The following is a 15,788-nucleotide window of genomic DNA, read 5'->3' on the forward strand; positions in this document are numbered from 1 at the left end:
AGCCGAACCTTTTAGTCCATGAAGCCTTGCAGCTTGAGCTCGATCGAACGCGGATTTTCCCCTTCGGCAATGGAGAGAATTCCTTCCAGGAGCATTTCCCGGTACCGCGATTGGCGCAAGGCAATGGCTTTGAGCTTGTTGCCCATGGGCAACAGCAACAGGTTGGCGAACGCCACACCGTAAATGGTGGCGACAAAGGCAACGGCGATGCCACTGCCGAGCATGCTCGGATCGGCCAGGTTGCCCATTACATGGATCAAGCCCATCACGGCGCCGATGATGCCGATGGTGGGCGAGTAACCGCCCATGCTGTCGAACACCTTGGCCGCCTGAATATCACGGCCTTCCTGGGTATACAGGTCAACCTCCAGAATGCTGCGGATAGCCTCTGGTTCGGCGCCATCCACCAGCAGTTGCAGACCTTTGCGGGCGTAGGGGTCAGCCTCGACATCTGCGACCGCCTCCAGCCCCAGCAAACCTTCTTTACGTGCCGTCATGCTCCAGCCGACCACGCGATCGATGCCGCCAACCAGGTCGATGCGCGGCGGAAAGATGATCCAGCGCACAGTCACCAGCGAACGCTTGAACACTGTCATCGGCGTCTGCAGGAACGCTGCTCCCAGCGTGCCGCCCACCACAATCAGAAAAGCCGGGCCATTGATCAGCGCGCCGACGTGGCCGCCTTCCAGGTAGTTGCCCCCCAGAATGGCAACGAACGCCAGGATCACCCCGATAAGGCTGAGTACATCCATCAGACACAGGCCTCCACCAGGTGTCGACCGATGTCATCAAGGCTGTAAACCGCGTCCGCCAGGTTGGCTTTGACGATGGCCATGGGCATGCCGTAGATCACGCAACTGGCTTCATCCTGCGCCCACACCTGGCTGCCACCCTGCTTGAGCAGGCGCGCGCCTTCGCGGCCGTCGGCGCCCATGCCGGTAAGCACTACGGCCAACACCTTGTCGCCGTAGGCTTTGGAGGCGGAGCCGAAGGTGATGTCCACGCACGGGCGATAGTTCAAACGCTCATCGCCCGGCAGAATTTTCACTGTGCCGCGGCCGTCGACCATCATCTGCTTGCCGCCAGGGGCCAGCAGGGCCAGGCCAGGGCGCAATTGATCGCCGTCTTCAGCCTCTTTGACGCTGATTTTGCACAGCTTGTCCAAACGCTCGGCAAAGGCTTTGGTGAAGGCCGCCGGCATGTGCTGGATCAGCACGATGGGCGCCGGAAAATTAGCCGGTAGCTGGGTCAACACGCGTTGCAGAGCGACCGGGCCGCCGGTGGACGTGCCAATGGCGAGCAGCTTGTAGGCCTTACGCTTGGGCGCGGCGCTGGAAGCAGGGGCATTCCCGGCGGCTGGAGCGGGGGCGGCTGGCCGCGGTGCGGCAGGTGCCGGACGTGCCGCCGCGCTGCTGGTGCTCGGCGCATGCGCCGGTGCAGGGGTCGCAGCAGGTGCTGCCGGGGCGCTGGGCAGACTGCTGTAACGGCGGTTACTGCGGGCGATGCTATGCACCTTCTCGCACAGCAACTGCTTGACCTTCTCGGGGTTGCGCGAGATGTCTTCGAAATTCTTCGGCAGGAAATCCACCGCACCAGCGTCCAGCGCATCGAGCGTTACGCGCGCGCCTTCGTGGGTAAGCGAGGAGAACATCAGTACCGGAGTTGGGCAACGCTGCATGATATGACGCACGGCAGTGATGCCATCCATCATCGGCATTTCGTAGTCCATGGTGATCACGTCAGGCTTGAGCGCCAGGGCCTGATCGATAGCCTCCCGGCCATTGGTAGCAGTGCCGACGACCTGAATATTCGGGTCGGCGGAGAGAATCTCCGAGACACGCCGGCGGAAAAAGCCGGAATCGTCCACCACCAGAACCTTAACTGCCATAACCGCTCCTTTGAACCCGCCCGAGGCCCCTGTGGGCCACCGCGCTTGGTGCTGCGTGGGCAGGCGAAGCGCTTATTTACACCGAGTAAATGCCACGCTCCCTGCTGTCTTCACGCGTAGTCTCGAACACGCCGTAATCAGATACGGCGCGCGTAACGCTTGAGCATGCTTGGCACATCCAGAATCAGGGCAATGCGCCCGTCACCGGTGATAGTGGCCCCGGACATCCCCGGCGTACCCTGCAGCATTTTGCCCAGCGGCTTGATTACCACTTCTTCCTGGCCCACCAGTTGATCGACGACAAAGCCGATGCGCTGAGTGCCCACGGACAGAATCACCACGTGACCTTCGTGCTGTTCCTCATGCTGCGCACTGCTGATCAGCCAGCGCTTGAGGTAGAACAGCGGCAACGCCTTGTCGCGCACGATCACCACTTCCTGGCCATCGACCACGTTGGTACGCGACAGGTCGAGGTGGAAGATCTCGTTGACGTTGACCAGCGGGAAGGCGAAGGCCTGGTTGCCAAGCATCACCATCAGGGTCGGCATGATCGCCAGAGTCAGCGGCACCTTGATGACGATCTTGGTGCCCTGGCCCTTGGCCGAGTAGATGTTGATGATGCCGTTGAGCTGGGAAATCTTGGTTTTCACCACGTCCATGCCGACACCGCGGCCGGACACATCGGAGATCTCGGTTTTGGTCGAGAAGCCCGGGGCAAAAATCAGGTTGTAGCATTCGGCTTCGCTGAGGCGGTCGGCGGCGTCTTTGTCCAGCACGCCCTTCTCCACCGCTTTGGCGCGCAGCACGTCGGGGTCCATACCGTTGCCGTCGTCAGAGATCGACAGCAGGATGTGGTCACCCTCTTGCTGCGCCGACAGCACGATCTTGCCGCCACGGCTCTTGCCGGCAGCTTCGCGTTTTTCCGGCGACTCGATACCGTGGTCCACCGAGTTGCGCACCAAGTGCACCAACGGGTCGGCCAGCGCCTCCACTAGGTTCTTGTCGAGGTCGGTTTCTTCCCCCACCAGTTCCAGGTTGATCTCTTTTTTCAGGCTGCGCGCCAGGTCACGAACCAGGCGCGGGAAGCGGCCGAAGACTTTCTTGATCGGCTGCATGCGGGTTTTCATCACCGCGGTCTGCAGGTCGGCCGTCACCACATCGAGGTTGGAGACGGCCTTGGACATGTTCTCGTCGCCGCTGTTGAGCCCCAGGCGCACCAGACGGTTACGCACCAGCACCAACTCGCCGACCATGTTCATGATCTCGTCCAAGCGCGCGGTGTCGACCCGAACAGTGGTCTCAGCTTCGGTGGCTGGCGAGGCTTTATCGGCAGCTGCAGCAGCCGGTGCCGGCGCTGGAGCAGCGGCGGCCGGTTTGGCAGCAGCCGGTTTTGCAGGCTCCGCTTTCGCGGCGGGCTTGGCCGCCGGTGCAGCAGGCTTGGCTGGCGCAGCAGCAGCTGGCAACGGCGCCTGGGCAGTCGGCTCGACGAACTTGCCTTGACCATGCAACTGGTCGAGCAAGGCTTCAAACTCGTCATCCGTGATGTTGTCGCCAGCGCCACTGGCAGCCGGCGTAGCCGCCGCTACCGGTGCCGGAGCAGCGGGTGCCGCCGGCGCAGTAGGCTCAACGAACTTGCCTTTGCCGTGCAGTTGATCCAGCAGGGCTTCAAATTCGTCGTCGGTGATTTCATCGCCACTACCGGCAGCCGCCGGGGCTTCGCTGGCTGGCGCTGCGCTGACCGGCGCGGCTGGCGCGGCGGGTGCCGCTGCGGCAGCGAACTGCCCTTTGCCATGCAACTGGTCGAGCAAGGATTCAAATTCGTCGTCAGTGATTTCGTCGCCACTGGCAGCAGCGGCCGGTGCTTTGGGTTCGTCGTGCAGCGCATCGAGCAACTGCTCGAATTCGCTGTCGGTGATATCACCGGACGCCGCAGCAGGCGCTTCATCCACTTCAGCTTCGGGTTCAGCAGCCACGGGCTCGGCGGTCGCACCGGCGAGTTCGGCGGCGGTCTGTGGCTCGGCCAGACGCGACAGCGCGGCCAGCAGTTCAGGCGTCGCTGGCGTTGGCGTGGTGCGCTCACGCACTTCGGAAAACATGCCGTTCACGGCATCCAGTGCTTCGAGGACAACGTCCATCAGCTCCGAGTCAACGCGCCGTTCACCCTTACGCAGGATGTCGAACACGTTTTCGGCGATATGGCAGCACTCCACCAGCTCATTGAGCTGGAGGAACCCGGCGCCACCTTTGACGGTATGGAAACCGCGGAAAATAGCGTTGAGCAGATTGGAATCATCCGGGCGGCTTTCCAGCTCGACCAGTTGCTCCGATAACTGCTCAAGAATTTCGCCGGCCTCTACCAGGAAGTCCTGGAGGATTTCTTCATCGGCGCCGAAGCTCATTGGTGTGCTCCCTAGAACCCTAGACTGGATAGCAGATCGTCAACGTCATCCTGATTAGAGGCGACGTCTTCACGCTTATCGGCATGAATCTGCGGACCTTCACCATGAGAAGGCTCTTTTTGTTTTTCTTGCTCGGCGCGCAGCACGGCATGGTCGTGCTCGATACCCGCAAAACGGTCTACCTGACTGGCCATCAGCACCAGTTTCAGCAGGTTGCTTTCCACCTCGGTAACCAGCTGCGTAACGCGTTTGATCACCTGACCGGTAAGGTCCTGGTAGTCCTGCGCCAACAGAATGTCATTGAGGTGGGCGGACAACTTGCTGCTGTCACGCTCACTACGGGCCAGGAACAATTCGATGCGCTTGGCCAATTCACGGAACGCTTCAGCGCCTAACTCGCGACGCATGAAGCGTCCCCAGTCAGCACTCAAGTTGGTGGCTTCGTCATGCAGGTCGTTGACCAGCGGCGCACTCTGCTCCACCAGATCCATGGTGCGATTGGCCGCTTTCTCGGTCATGGTCACAACATAGTTAAGGCGTTCAGTCGCATCGGTGATTTGCGACACTTCTTTGGCGTGTGGCACGCGCGGGTCGAGCTGGAAGTTGACGATGGCGTTGTGCAGCTCACGCGTCAGTTTTCCCACTTCGTGATAAAGCCCGCGATCACGAACTTTATTGAGCTCATGGATGAGCTGCACCGCGTCGCCAAAATTACCTTTCTCAAGGCTCTCAACGAGCTCGCGGGCATTGGATTTTAAGGACGACTCAAGGTCGCCCATGGGTAGATCGTCGTGCGCCATAATGCCCCCACGGCTGGTATCAGCCGTTAACACGCTCGAAGATTTTTTCGATCTTCTCTTTCAGGACCTGGGCTGTGAACGGCTTGACTACATAGCCATTCACCCCGGCTTGCGCCGCTTCAATAATCTGGTCGCGCTTGGCTTCGGCGGTCACCATCAGCACCGGCAGGTGCTTGAGACGGTCATCGGCGCGCACTGCGCGGAGCAGGTCGATACCGGTCATACCCGGCATGTTCCAGTCAGTCACGAGAAAGTCGAAGCTGCCGCTATGCAGCATGGGTAGAGCCGTGGTCCCGTCATCTGCCTCAGCGGTGTTGGTGAATCCCAAGTCGCGCAAGAGGTTCTTGATGATCCGTCGCATCGTTGAGAAGTCGTCAACGATGAGGATTTTCATGTTTTTGTCCAAGTCGACCTCCGTACAGTCCTAAACGCACCCAGCACCTGGATGCGCGTTGAATCGAGAAACTGGCAGTACCGCTCAGCTAGCGCGCCACTCGCTCAAGCGTGCACGCAAACGAGCGGCACACTGGCTATGCAACTGGCTGACCCGCGATTCGCTGACCCCCAGCACTTCGCCAATTTCCTTGAGATTCAGTTCTTCGTCGTAATACAGCGACAACACCAACTGTTCGCGCTCCGGCAGCCCGGAAATGGCCGCTGCCAATGCCGATTGGAAACGTTCATCTTCCAGATCGCGCGAAGGCTCGAAGTGGGTAACGCCAGCGTCTTCACGCAGCCCCGTGTGTTCGCCGTCCTGAAGAAGGTCGTCGAAACTGAACAAGCGGCTGCCCAAAGTGTCGCCAAGAATGCCGTAGTAATCCTCGAGACTCAATTGGAGTTCGGCCGCAACTTCTTGATCTTTAGCGTCTCTGCCTGTTCTGGCTTCAATTTTTCGGATTGCGTCACTCACCATCCGACTGTTGCGGTGCACCGAACGGGGTGCCCAATCGCCTTTGCGTACTTCATCCAGCATAGATCCGCGTATGCGAATGCCGGCGAAAGTTTCAAAACTGGCGCCTTTGGTGGAGTCGTATTTTTTCGAGGCTTCGAGCAGGCCGATCATGCCGGCCTGGATCAGATCTTCCACCTGCACACTGGCCGGCAAGCGTGCCAGCAAGTGGTAGGCGATACGTTTGACCAGTGGGGCGTAACGCTCGATCAACTGGTGCTGGGAGTCCTGCGCCTGTGCCTTGCTATACATACGGAGCCCATTGCCTGATGTCATACGGCCGTGTCAGCAAGGGGTTGCTGGACCAGACGCTCCACGAAGAACTCCAGGTGCCCGCGTGGATTCGCTGGTAACGGCCAGGTGTCGACCTTCTGCGCAATGGCTTTGAAGGCCAGGGCGCACTTGGAGCGAGGGAAGGCCTCATAAACTGCACGTTGCTTCTGCACCGCCTTGCGTACCGATTCGTCGTAAGGCACTGCACCGACGTACTGCAAAGCGACATCGAGAAAACGGTCAGTCACTTTGGTCAGCTTAGCAAACAGGTTGCGACCCTCTTGCGGGCTGTGGGCCATGTTGGCCAGCACGCGGAAACGGCTCATGCCGTGGTCGCGGTTAAGCAGTTTGATCAGCGCGTAGGCGTCGGTGATCGAGGTCGGCTCATCGCACACCACCACAATCACTTCCTGAGCCGCCCGCACGAAGCTCACCACCGCATCGCCGATACCGGCCGCGGTGTCGATCACCAATACATCGAGGTTGTCACTGATATCGCTGAACGCCTGGATCAGGCCAGCGTGTTGCATGGGCGTGAGTTGCACCATGCTTTGCGTGCCGGAGGCTGCCGGCACGATGCGGATACCGCCCGGACCTTGCAGGAGCACATCACGCAGTTCGCATTCGCCACTGATGACATCCGCCAGCGTGCGCTTGGCCGACAGGCCGAGCAGCACGTCGACGTTGGCCAGGCCCAGGTCGGCGTCCATCAGCATCACCCGCCGACCCAGGTCAGCCAGGGCCAGCGATAGATTGACCGAGACATTGGTCTTGCCGACGCCACCTTTGCCGCCGGTCACCGCGATCACCTGTACGGGATGCATACCCATGTTATCCACACACCTTGTCTAGCTTCGACTGGGGCCACTTGGCTGATTGCGTTCAGGTTGCCCTTAGAGGGCGACCCAAACGGTTGAAAACTTTACTGCTATCTCGCCAAACCGACTGATCAGCCGGCGCGACGAGCCGGGTTCTGATACAGCCCGGTGAACATATCGGCCATCGCATCCTCGCTTGGCTCCTGAGGGGCCTGCAGGCTTACCGCACGGCTCACCAACTGGTGGCTACGGGCAACATGCAGATCATCCGGAATCCGCGGACCGTCTGCCAGATAGGCTACCGGTAGATGCTGGCTTATAGCCAGACTTAAAACTTCACCGAGGCTGGTCGCTTCATCGGCCTTGGTCAGGATACAGCCAGTCAGACCGCAACGCTTATAGCTATGGTAGGCGGCCTTGAGCACTTGGCTCTGGCTGGTAGCAGCCAAAACCAGATAATTTCTCGATTTGACCCCACGACCGGCCAAGGTTTCCAACTGCATGTGCAGCGCCGGGTCATTGCCTGGCAGGCCAGCGGTGTCGATCAACACCACACGCTTGCGTGCCAGCGGCTCCAGCGCCTGGGTCAACGATTGGCCCGGGTCCACCTGAGTCACCGATACATTGAGAATGCGGCCCAGGGTTTTCAGTTGTTCCTGTGCGCCAATGCGGTAGCTGTCCATGCTCACCAACGCCACGTGCTGGGCGCCGTATTTCAGAACATAACGCGCGGCCATTTTTGCCAGTGTAGTGGTTTTGCCCATACCAGCCGGGCCAACCAAGGCAATCACTCCGCCCTCCTCCAATGGCTCGACCTTCGGCGTTTTGATCGCGTGCGCCAGGTGAGCGAGGATCATGCGCCAGGCTTGACGCTGCTCTGGCACTTTCGACACCCGCTCCAACAGCACACGCGCCAGCTCAGCCGGCAGGCCCATGCGTTGCAGACGACGCCACAGCGCCGCTTGTTGCGGGCGCCGGCTTTGCATCTGCCCCCAGGCCATGGAGCCCAGTTGCACTTCAATCAGCTCACGCAGGCCATTCAATTCGAAACGCATGGCATCCAGGCTGCGTTGGTCGGTTGCCACCGCCATTGCAGGTGCTGGAGCCGGTGCCGGCGCAGCGGCAGGTTTTGGCCGCTCAGGGCGGACAAACGAAGCCGGCAGCTCAGGCGCAACGATCGACTCGTTGGCGAACAACTGGCCGTCTTTCATCTTCTCGCCAGACACGCGGGTGGCCAGGTCAGCATGGGCCGACACCAACATCGACTGGGTACGACGCAGCTCGACTTCCAACTCAGGGTTAGGCTGACGGGCAGGCATCATCGGTGCCTGGTAGTCCAGGGCGGCGGTCAGTTCCACGCCTCCGGCAACCCGGCGCGTGCCGATGATGGACGCATCAGCGCCCAGCTCATCGCGAACCAATTTCATGACTTGACGCATATCGGCGGCGAAAAAGCGTTTAACTTGCATGACCTAAGCCTCAGTTCAGTTCTGACCCACCGTGGCAACGATGGTGACCTGCTTGTTGTCTGGGATTTCCTGGTACGCCAACACGTGCATGGTCGGTACTGCCAACCGTGCGAACCGCGAGAGCATCGCCCGAACCGGACCGGCTACCAGCAGGATGGCTGGCTTGCCGAGCATTTCCTGGCGTTGCGCAGCGTCCACCAGAGAACGCTGCAGCTTCTCGGCCATACTCGGCTCCAGGAGAATGCCATCCTCGGAGCCTTGACCGGCCTTCTGTAGGCTATTGAGCAATATCTGTTCCAACCTTGGTTCGAGGGTGATCACAGGCAGCTCCGGCTCTAGTCCCACAATGCTTTGCACGATTGAGCGGGACAACGCGACACGTACCGCAGCGACCATAGCGGCGGGATCTTGACTCTTCACGTTGGTGATTGCTTCGGCGATGGAACGGATATCCCGCACCGGTACCTGCTCTTGCAGCAGAGACTGCAGAACCTTCAGCAGGGTCGACAGCGAGACCACACCCGGGACCAATTCTTCCGCCAGTTTTGGCGAGGCTTTGGCCAGCAATTGCAGGAGTTGCTGGACCTCTTCATGGCCCAACAGCTCATGGGCATGTTTGTGCAGCACCTGGTTAAGGTGCGTGGCAACCACGGTGCTGGCATCCACCACCGTGTAACCAAGCGACTGCGCCTGATCGCGCTGGAACTGGTCGATCCATACCGCGTCCAGCCCGAACGCCGGATCTTTGGCGGCCACCCCGTTGAGGGGGCCGAACACCTGGCCGGGGTTGATTGCCAGCTCGCGGTCCGGGTAGATCTCGGCTTCGGCCAGGCTGACACCCATCAGGGTCAGACGGTAGGCATTGGGCTGCAGATCGAGGTTGTCGCGGATGTGTACCGAGGGCATCAGAAAGCCCATCTCCTGCGACAGCTTTTTGCGCACGCCTTTGATCCGCGCCAGCAATTGCCCCCCCTGATTGCGGTCCACCAGCGGAATCAGGCGATAGCCCACTTCCAGGCCGACCATGTCCACCGGGGTCACGTCATCCCAACCCAGCTCTTTGACTTCCTGGGCGCGTTGCGCCGGCAGCAGTTCCTGCTGACGCTGCACCTCGGCCACTTCGGCGACCTTGACCTTGCGTTGTTTGTTGGCGATCCAGTAGGCGCCACCCGCGGCCACCAGGCCCAGGCTGAGGAAGGAAAAATGCGGCATGCCGGGCACCAGGCCCATGGCGATGATCAAGGCCGCTGCCACACCCAAGGCTTTGGGCGAGGCAAACATCTGCCGGGTAACCTGCTGGCCCATGTCCTCGGAGCTGGAAACACGGGTCACCATGATCGCCGCAGCGGTCGACAGCAGCAGCGACGGGATCTGCGCCACCAGACCGTCACCGATGGTCAGCAAGGTGTAGATGCGGCCCGCATCGCCAAAGCTCAGGTCGTGCTGGACGATACCGATGGCCATACCACCGATCAGGTTGATGAACAGAATCAGCAGGCCGGCGACGGCGTCACCGCGGACGAACTTGCTCGCACCGTCCATGGAGCCATAGAAGTCGGCTTCCTGCGCCACTTCGCTGCGGCGCAGCTTGGCTTGCACCTGGTCGATCAGGCCGGCGTTGAGGTCGGCGTCAATGGCCATCTGCTTACCGGGCATGGCGTCGAGGGTGAAGCGCGCGCTTACCTCGGAAATCCGCCCGGCACCCTTGGTGACCACCACGAAGTTGATGATCATCAAGATCGCGAACACCACAATACCGACCACATAGTTACCGCCGATCACCACCTCACCGAAGGCCTGGATCACCTTACCGGCAGCGTCGTGGCCTTCCTGGCCGTGGAGCAAGACCACCCGTGTGGAGGCTACGTTCAAGCCCAGGCGCAGCAAGGTGGCAGCCAGCAGAATGGTCGGGAAGACGGCGAAGTCCAGCGGTCGCAAGGCGTAGATCGCTACCAGCAGGACGACGATGGACAAGGCCAGGCTGAAGGTGAACAGCACGTCGAGAATGAACGGCGGCACCGGCAGCATGACCATGCCAAGCATGACCAGCAGCAACAGCGGAATACCGATATTGCCGTGACGCAAGCCCGCCAGGTTACTGCGTACATCACCGACCAGTTGTGCGCGATCTATTGCCACAAGCCCTTTCCTCGCCATTCAAACTTTTGACGCAAACGCGTCGATAGCGGGGCTTTTGCAAGAAGTCGTCCAACTTGCTGAATGCAGGAGCGTGTTTTTGTAGGTATGCGAAACGACGGCTATTCGTCGCGACGAAGATCTGGCGGAATGGGCAGATCTTTCAGCGGGTCAGGACGCTTGCCTTTGCCGGAGCGGAATTGGCGCAATTGGTAGACGTAAGCCAGTACCTGGGCGACCGCGAGGTACAACCCGGCCGGAATCTCCCGATCCAGATCGGTGGAGTGGAAAATAGCCCGCGCCAGGCCGGGCGATTCGAGCACCATTACCTTGTGCTCATTGGCGATCTCACGGATTTTCAGGGCGAGGAAGTCGCCGCCCTTGGCCAGCAAGATCGGTGCGCCGCCCTTGACCGGGTCGTACTTGAGCGCCACCGCGAAGTGAGTCGGGTTGGTAATCACCACGTCGGCTTGCGGCACCGCCGCCATCATCCGCCGCTCGGCCATCTCGCGCTGCATCTGGCGAATGCGCTGTTTGACCTCGGGCTTGCCCTCGCTGTCCTTGTACTCGTCGCGCACTTCCTGCTTGGTCATGAGCATTTTTTGCCGGTTGTCGTAGAGCTGGAACGGCACATCCACGGCGACGATGAAGATCAGCCCCCAGGCCATCCACATGGCGCTGCGCCCGACCACCGTAATGCTGTGCATGATCGCCGCTTCCAGCGGCTCATTGGCCAACGCCAGAAGGTCTTGGGTATCGGCCTTGAGCACCACCAGCGCCACGATCAGGACCAGGGCGAATTTGGCCAGAGCCTTGAGCAGCTCCAGCCCGGCCTTGGCCGAGAACATGCGTTTGATCCCCGGCAATGGGTTCATGCGGCCGAAGTTCGGCGCCATCGATTGCGGCGAAAACAGCCAGCCACCCAGGGCGATAGGGCCAAGAATCGAGGCCACCAGCAATACGATAAACAGCGGAACCAATGCCATCAGGGCGATGTAAATGGCGTTTTCGAACTGCAGCGCCATGCTGCCGTCATTCATCAGCAGCTCACGGCTGAGGGTGAAATTGTCTTTCATGATGCTGATCATCGCGTCGCCAATGGCGCCGCCATAGCTCATCAACCCACCAACCCCGGCAATCAGCACGGCAAAGGTATTGAGCTCGCGTGAACGCGCAATCTGGCCCTTTTCTCGCGACTCGCGAAGTCGCTTTTCCGTGGGCTCTTCACTCTTCTCCGCGCCATTCTCGTTCTCGGCCATGCGCTATTTCGCCTGTACCAGTTCACGTAGCAGCTGCAGACAGTCAGTGACCATCGCCTGATAGTGAGAGAGAAAGTCCGACAGGCTGATCCAGATGATCACAAAGCCCATCACCAGCGTCAGCGGGAAGCCGATGGAAAAGATGTTCAGCTGCGGGGCGGCACGGGTCATTACCCCGAATGCGATGTTGACCACCAGCAGCGCGGTGATCGCCGGTAGCACCAGCAGCAAACCGGCGGCCAATACCCAGCCCAGGCCGGTGGCGATATTCCAGAAGTGATTGGTACTCAGGCCGGTGCCGATCGGCAAGGTGACAAAGCTTTCAGCCATGATCTCGAACACTACAAGATGCCCGTTCATGGCCAGAAACAGCAAGGTCACCATCATGGTGTAGAACTGCCCGATCACCGCCACCGACACGCCGTTGGTAGGGTCGACCATCGAGGCAAAACCAAAGCCCATCTGCGTGGCCAGAATTTGCCCGGCAATCACGAAGGCATGGAAAAACAACTGCAGGACAAACCCGAGCATCACCCCCACCAGCACTTCCTTGGCGATCAGAAACACCGCCGCCAGGTTCAGCGCATCCAGTTGTGGTGCTGGCGGCAGACTGGGGTAAATCACCAGGGTGAATCCCAACGCCAGGTAGATCCGCACACGCATCGGCACGAGTTGGGTACCAATGATCGGCATGGTCATCAGCAAGCCAGCAATGCGGAAGAACGGCAGCATGAAGCCGCCCACCCAGCCGCCGATCTGTGCACTGCTGAGCTCGAACATGGCTTAGCCGATCACGTACGGAATGTTGGTGTAGAGGTTGGTGATGTATTCCATGAACGAGCGGATCAGCCAAGGGCCCGCCCAGATCAGGGTAACCAGCATCACCAGCAGACGGGGCAGAAAGCTCAGGGTCTGTTCGTTGATCTGCGTGGCCGCCTGGAACATGGCCACGATCAGGCCCACCACCAGGCTTGGCACCACCAGGATCGCCACCATCACGGCGGTGAGCCACAGGGCTTCGCGAAACAGGTCTACCGCTACTTCTGGGGTCATGTGCGTTCTCCCGGCCCGGCGTGGCGCTTACGTGCCGCCGAAGCTGCTGGCCAAGGTGCCAATAATGAGGGCCCAACCATCGATCAAAACAAACAGCATGATCTTGAACGGCAGGGAAATGATCAGCGGTGACAGCATCATCATGCCCATCGCCATAAGGATACTGGCGACCACCAGGTCGATGATCAGGAACGGGATGAAGATCATGAAACCGATCTGGAACGCGGTCTTCAGCTCCGAGGTCACGAACGCCGGCACCAGAATGGTCAGCGGTGCCTGGTCGGCCGAGGGAATATCGGTGCGCTTGGACAGGCGGATGAACAGTTCAAGGTCCGAAGAGCGGGTCTGCGCCAGCATGAAGTTCTTCACCGGCACTTCGGCCTTGGCGATGGCGTCCGGCGCAGTCATCTGCTCGTTCAGGTAAGGCTGCAAGGCATCGCGGTTCACCTGGTCGAACACCGGCGCCATGATGAACATGGTCAGAAACAACGCCATACCGGTGAGGATCTGGTTCGACGGTGTCTGCTGCAGGCCCAGGGCCTGACGCAGAATGGAAAACACGATGATGATGCGGGTGAAGCTGGTCATCAGCATGACGAACGCTGGAATAAAGGTCAGCGCCGTCATGATCAGCAGAATCTGCAGGCTGACCGAATACTCCTGCTGCCCTGCCGGGTTGGTGGTCATGGTAATGGCCGGCATGCTCAGCGGGTCGGCCGCCAGAACCATCGGTGCCGCCAGGCTCAAGCCAATTGCCAGCAGCAGGCGCAACGCAGTCATCACGGTTTGTCCTTCTGATCCTTGCCCAACAGCTCCATCAGGCGCTGGGCGAACTCCGGTGTGGCAGGCTCGGCATCGGCCAATTGCACCGGCTCTTTCAAGGTGTGCAACGGCGTGATGCGCCCGGCACTGATGCCCAGCAGAATCTGCTCATTACCAACCTGTACCAGCACCAGACGGTCCCGCGGCCCCAGCGCCTGGCTGGCCACCAGTTTGATCACCTGGCCACCGCGCGGGGTGATCTGCTGCACCCGGCGCAGCAGCCAGGCCAGCACGAAAATCATGCCGATCACCAGCAACAGGCCAAGTAGGACCTGCACCAGTTGGCCGCCCATGCCACCCTCGGCCATCGGTGTGGCAATGGTTTTACCGGGCTCGGCAGCCTGTGCCGCGAAGGCCCAGCCTGCCGTGACAAGCGCCGCCACGCGGCGCAAAAACGGAGTGGTCATGGTTTAGCGCAGCTTCTTGATTCGTTCGCTTGGGCTGATCACGTCAGTCAGGCGGATGCCGAACTTCTCGTTCACCACCACCACTTCGCCGTGGGCGATCAGGGTGCCGTTTACCAGCACGTCGAGCGGCTCACCGGCCAGGCGGTCGAGTTCGATCACCGAACCCTGGTTGAGCTGCAGCAGGTTGCGAATGGTGATTTCGGTGTTGCCCACTTCCATGGAAATGGACACCGGAATATCCAGAATCACATCCAGGTTCGGCCCTTCCATGCTCACCGGCAGGTTGTTTTTCGGCGAACTGCCGAACTCCTCCATCGGTGCCCGTGGCGCGCTGTTTTCACTGGCGCTCTGGTTGAGCATCGCGTCAATGTCGTCCTGGCTCGCATCGCCAGCCTCGGAGAGCGCCGCAGCCCATTCGTCCGCCAGTGCCTGCTCTTCGGGGGAGGTTTCTTCTTCGTCTGCCATGTGTTCCTCGCCTTGCGTTATCCGGTGTAGTGCATGTGTGGGTGAGCTGATGGCTGTGGGCTGATGCGCCCGCTATCAGCGTTCAATCGGTTCCAGCACCTGGAAGGCCAGGTTGCCTTTGTGCGCGCCGAGCTTGACCTTGAAGGCCGGTACGCCGCTGGCGCGCATGATCATTTCTTCGGGCATGTCCACCGGGATCACATCGCCGGGCTGCATGTGCAGGATGTCGCGCAGCTTCAGTTGGCGACGGGCAATGGTCGCGCCCAACGGTACGCTGACATCCAGAATGTCTTCGCGCAGGGCCTTGACCCAACGCTCGTCCTGGTCGTCGACATCGGACTGGAAACCGGCGTCGAGCATGTCGCGGATCGGCTCGATCATCGAATACGGCATGGTTACGTGCAGGTCGCCGCCACCGCCGTCCAACTCGATGTGGAAGGTCGACACCACGACTACTTCGCTTGGGCTGACGATGTTGGCCAGGGCCGGGTTCACTTCCGAGTTCATGTACTCGAAGTTCACATCCAGCACCGCGTGCCAGGCTTCCTTGAGGTCGACGAACGCCTGGTCCAGCACCATGCGCACGACGCGCAGTTCGGTGGGGGTGAATTCGCGGCCTTCGATCTTGGCGTGACGGCCATCGCCGCCGAAGAAGTTGTCCACCAGCTTGAACACCAGCTTGGCGTCGAGAATGAACAGACCGGTGCCGCGCAGCGGTTTCATCTTCACCAGGTTGAGGCTGGTGGGCACGTACAGCGAGTGCACGTATTCGCCGAACTTCATCACCTGCACACCGCCCACGGCCACGTCGGCGGAGCGGCGCAACAGGTTGAACATGCTGATACGGGTGTAGCGGGCAAACCGCTCGTTGATCATTTCCAGGGTGGGCATGCGCCCGCGCACGATGCGGTCCTGGCTGGACAGGTCGTAACTCTTGACGCTGCCGGGAATGGCGGCGTCTTCGGTTTCCACCGCGCCGTCGTCGACACCATGCAACAGGGCATCGATTTCATCCTGGGACAACAGGTCTTGGACGGCCATCTGCGTTAC

16 protein-coding genes are annotated in these 15,788 nt (G+C 60.4%); all 16 read right to left on the reverse strand.

Features of this window, described 5'->3' with window-relative positions:
- Positions 1 to 11: 11 nt before the first annotated feature.
- Positions 12 to 752, reverse strand: a complete 741-nt coding sequence (locus tag C8K61_RS14735) for a flagellar motor protein (protein ID WP_108097023.1) — start codon at positions 750 to 752, stop codon at positions 12 to 14.
- Entirely contained in the window at positions 752 to 1,888 is a 1,137-nt protein-coding gene (locus tag C8K61_RS14740) for a chemotaxis response regulator protein-glutamate methylesterase (RefSeq protein ID WP_108097024.1), read from the reverse strand. Before C8K61_RS14740 ends, C8K61_RS14735 begins: the two co-directional genes overlap by 1 nt.
- Positions 1,889 to 2,025: 137 nt before the next feature.
- Positions 2,026 to 4,287: a chemotaxis protein CheA gene (locus C8K61_RS14745; RefSeq protein WP_108097025.1), complete on the reverse strand. Its 2,262-nt coding sequence runs from the start codon at positions 4,285 to 4,287 to the stop codon at positions 2,026 to 2,028.
- 11 nt (positions 4,288 to 4,298) lie between these two features.
- Positions 4,299 to 5,087 (reverse strand): protein phosphatase CheZ, encoded by a 789-nt coding sequence (locus C8K61_RS14750; protein ID WP_108097026.1) that lies wholly within the window; start codon positions 5,085 to 5,087, stop codon positions 4,299 to 4,301.
- A 19-nt stretch (positions 5,088 to 5,106) separates the two neighbouring features.
- On the reverse strand, positions 5,107 to 5,481 hold the full coding sequence (locus tag C8K61_RS14755; protein WP_172147048.1) for a chemotaxis response regulator CheY: 375 nt from the start codon (positions 5,479 to 5,481) through the stop codon (positions 5,107 to 5,109).
- A gap of 84 nt (positions 5,482 to 5,565) precedes the next feature.
- Positions 5,566 to 6,312 (reverse strand): RNA polymerase sigma factor FliA, encoded by a 747-nt coding sequence (gene fliA / locus C8K61_RS14760; protein WP_178086455.1) that lies wholly within the window; start codon positions 6,310 to 6,312, stop codon positions 5,566 to 5,568.
- Positions 6,309 to 7,148: a flagellar synthesis regulator FleN gene (gene fleN / locus C8K61_RS14765; RefSeq protein WP_178086456.1), complete on the reverse strand. Its 840-nt coding sequence runs from the start codon at positions 7,146 to 7,148 to the stop codon at positions 6,309 to 6,311. The genes fliA and fleN overlap by 4 nt, the downstream gene beginning before the upstream one ends.
- 110 nt (positions 7,149 to 7,258) lie before the next feature.
- Complete coding sequence (gene flhF / locus C8K61_RS14770) at positions 7,259 to 8,596, reverse strand: flagellar biosynthesis protein FlhF (RefSeq protein ID WP_108097030.1); 1,338 nt, start codon at positions 8,594 to 8,596, stop codon at positions 7,259 to 7,261.
- Positions 8,597 to 8,611: 15 nt separating this feature from the next.
- Positions 8,612 to 10,729 (reverse strand): flagellar biosynthesis protein FlhA, encoded by a 2,118-nt coding sequence (gene flhA / locus C8K61_RS14775; protein ID WP_108097270.1) that lies wholly within the window; start codon positions 10,727 to 10,729, stop codon positions 8,612 to 8,614.
- A 125-nt stretch (positions 10,730 to 10,854) separates the two neighbouring features.
- Positions 10,855 to 11,991 (reverse strand): flagellar biosynthesis protein FlhB, encoded by a 1,137-nt coding sequence (gene flhB, locus C8K61_RS14780; RefSeq protein WP_108097031.1) that lies wholly within the window; start codon positions 11,989 to 11,991, stop codon positions 10,855 to 10,857.
- Between the two features lie 3 nt (positions 11,992 to 11,994).
- Complete coding sequence (gene fliR, locus C8K61_RS14785) at positions 11,995 to 12,771, reverse strand: flagellar biosynthetic protein FliR (protein WP_108097032.1); 777 nt, start codon at positions 12,769 to 12,771, stop codon at positions 11,995 to 11,997.
- A 3-nt stretch (positions 12,772 to 12,774) separates the two neighbouring features.
- Entirely contained in the window at positions 12,775 to 13,044 is a 270-nt protein-coding gene (gene fliQ / locus C8K61_RS14790; RefSeq protein WP_108097033.1) for a flagellar biosynthesis protein FliQ, read from the reverse strand.
- 27 nt (positions 13,045 to 13,071) lie between these two features.
- A complete protein-coding gene (gene fliP, locus C8K61_RS14795; RefSeq protein ID WP_108097034.1) occupies positions 13,072 to 13,824 on the reverse strand; it encodes a flagellar type III secretion system pore protein FliP in 753 nt (250 codons plus the stop codon).
- Positions 13,824 to 14,273 (reverse strand): flagellar biosynthetic protein FliO, encoded by a 450-nt coding sequence (gene fliO / locus C8K61_RS14800; protein ID WP_108097035.1) that lies wholly within the window; start codon positions 14,271 to 14,273, stop codon positions 13,824 to 13,826. Before fliO ends, fliP begins: the two co-directional genes overlap by 1 nt.
- A 3-nt stretch (positions 14,274 to 14,276) precedes the next feature.
- Positions 14,277 to 14,738, reverse strand: coding sequence for a flagellar motor switch protein FliN (gene fliN, locus C8K61_RS14805; RefSeq protein WP_108097036.1), 462 nt, complete (start codon positions 14,736 to 14,738; stop codon positions 14,277 to 14,279).
- A 75-nt stretch (positions 14,739 to 14,813) separates the two neighbouring features.
- Positions 14,814 to 15,779 carry a flagellar motor switch protein FliM gene (fliM, locus tag C8K61_RS14810; protein ID WP_108097037.1) on the reverse strand — a complete coding sequence of 322 codons (966 nt, stop codon included), beginning with the start codon at positions 15,777 to 15,779 and terminating at the stop codon, positions 14,814 to 14,816.
- Positions 15,780 to 15,788 lie beyond the last annotated feature (9 nt).

This window comes from Pseudomonas sp. GV071 (assembly GCF_003050835.1).
In the GTDB taxonomy this organism is placed as follows: Bacteria; Pseudomonadota; Gammaproteobacteria; order Pseudomonadales; family Pseudomonadaceae; genus Aquipseudomonas.

Bases quoted from the DNA above. Each gene is read 5' to 3' on its own strand.
- fliQ (WP_108097033.1), bottom strand. From the start codon at position 13,044: ATGACCCCAGAAGTAGCGGTAGACCTGTTTCGCGAAGCCCTGTGGCTC.
- fliN (WP_108097036.1), bottom strand. From the start codon at position 14,738: ATGGCAGACGAAGAAGAAACCTCCCCCGAAGAGCAGGCACTGGCGGAC.
- fliA (WP_178086455.1), bottom strand. From the start codon at position 6,312: ATGACATCAGGCAATGGGCTCCGTATGTATAGCAAGGCACAGGCGCAG.
- fliO (WP_108097035.1), bottom strand. From the start codon at position 14,273: ATGACCACTCCGTTTTTGCGCCGCGTGGCGGCGCTTGTCACGGCAGGC.
- fliP (WP_108097034.1), bottom strand. From the start codon at position 13,824: ATGACTGCGTTGCGCCTGCTGCTGGCAATTGGCTTGAGCCTGGCGGCA.
- flhB (WP_108097031.1), bottom strand. From the start codon at position 11,991: ATGGCCGAGAACGAGAATGGCGCGGAGAAGAGTGAAGAGCCCACGGAA.
- C8K61_RS14735 (WP_108097023.1), bottom strand. From the start codon at position 752: ATGGATGTACTCAGCCTTATCGGGGTGATCCTGGCGTTCGTTGCCATT.
- C8K61_RS14745 (WP_108097025.1), bottom strand. From the start codon at position 4,287: ATGAGCTTCGGCGCCGATGAAGAAATCCTCCAGGACTTCCTGGTAGAG.
- flhF (WP_108097030.1), bottom strand. From the start codon at position 8,596: ATGCAAGTTAAACGCTTTTTCGCCGCCGATATGCGTCAAGTCATGAAA.
- C8K61_RS14740 (WP_108097024.1), bottom strand. From the start codon at position 1,888: ATGGCAGTTAAGGTTCTGGTGGTGGACGATTCCGGCTTTTTCCGCCGG.
- fliM (WP_108097037.1), bottom strand. From the start codon at position 15,779: ATGGCCGTCCAAGACCTGTTGTCCCAGGATGAAATCGATGCCCTGTTG.
- fliR (WP_108097032.1), bottom strand. From the start codon at position 12,771: ATGTTCGAGCTCAGCAGTGCACAGATCGGCGGCTGGGTGGGCGGCTTC.
- C8K61_RS14755 (WP_172147048.1), bottom strand. From the start codon at position 5,481: ATGAAAATCCTCATCGTTGACGACTTCTCAACGATGCGACGGATCATC.
- C8K61_RS14750 (WP_108097026.1), bottom strand. From the start codon at position 5,087: ATGGCGCACGACGATCTACCCATGGGCGACCTTGAGTCGTCCTTAAAA.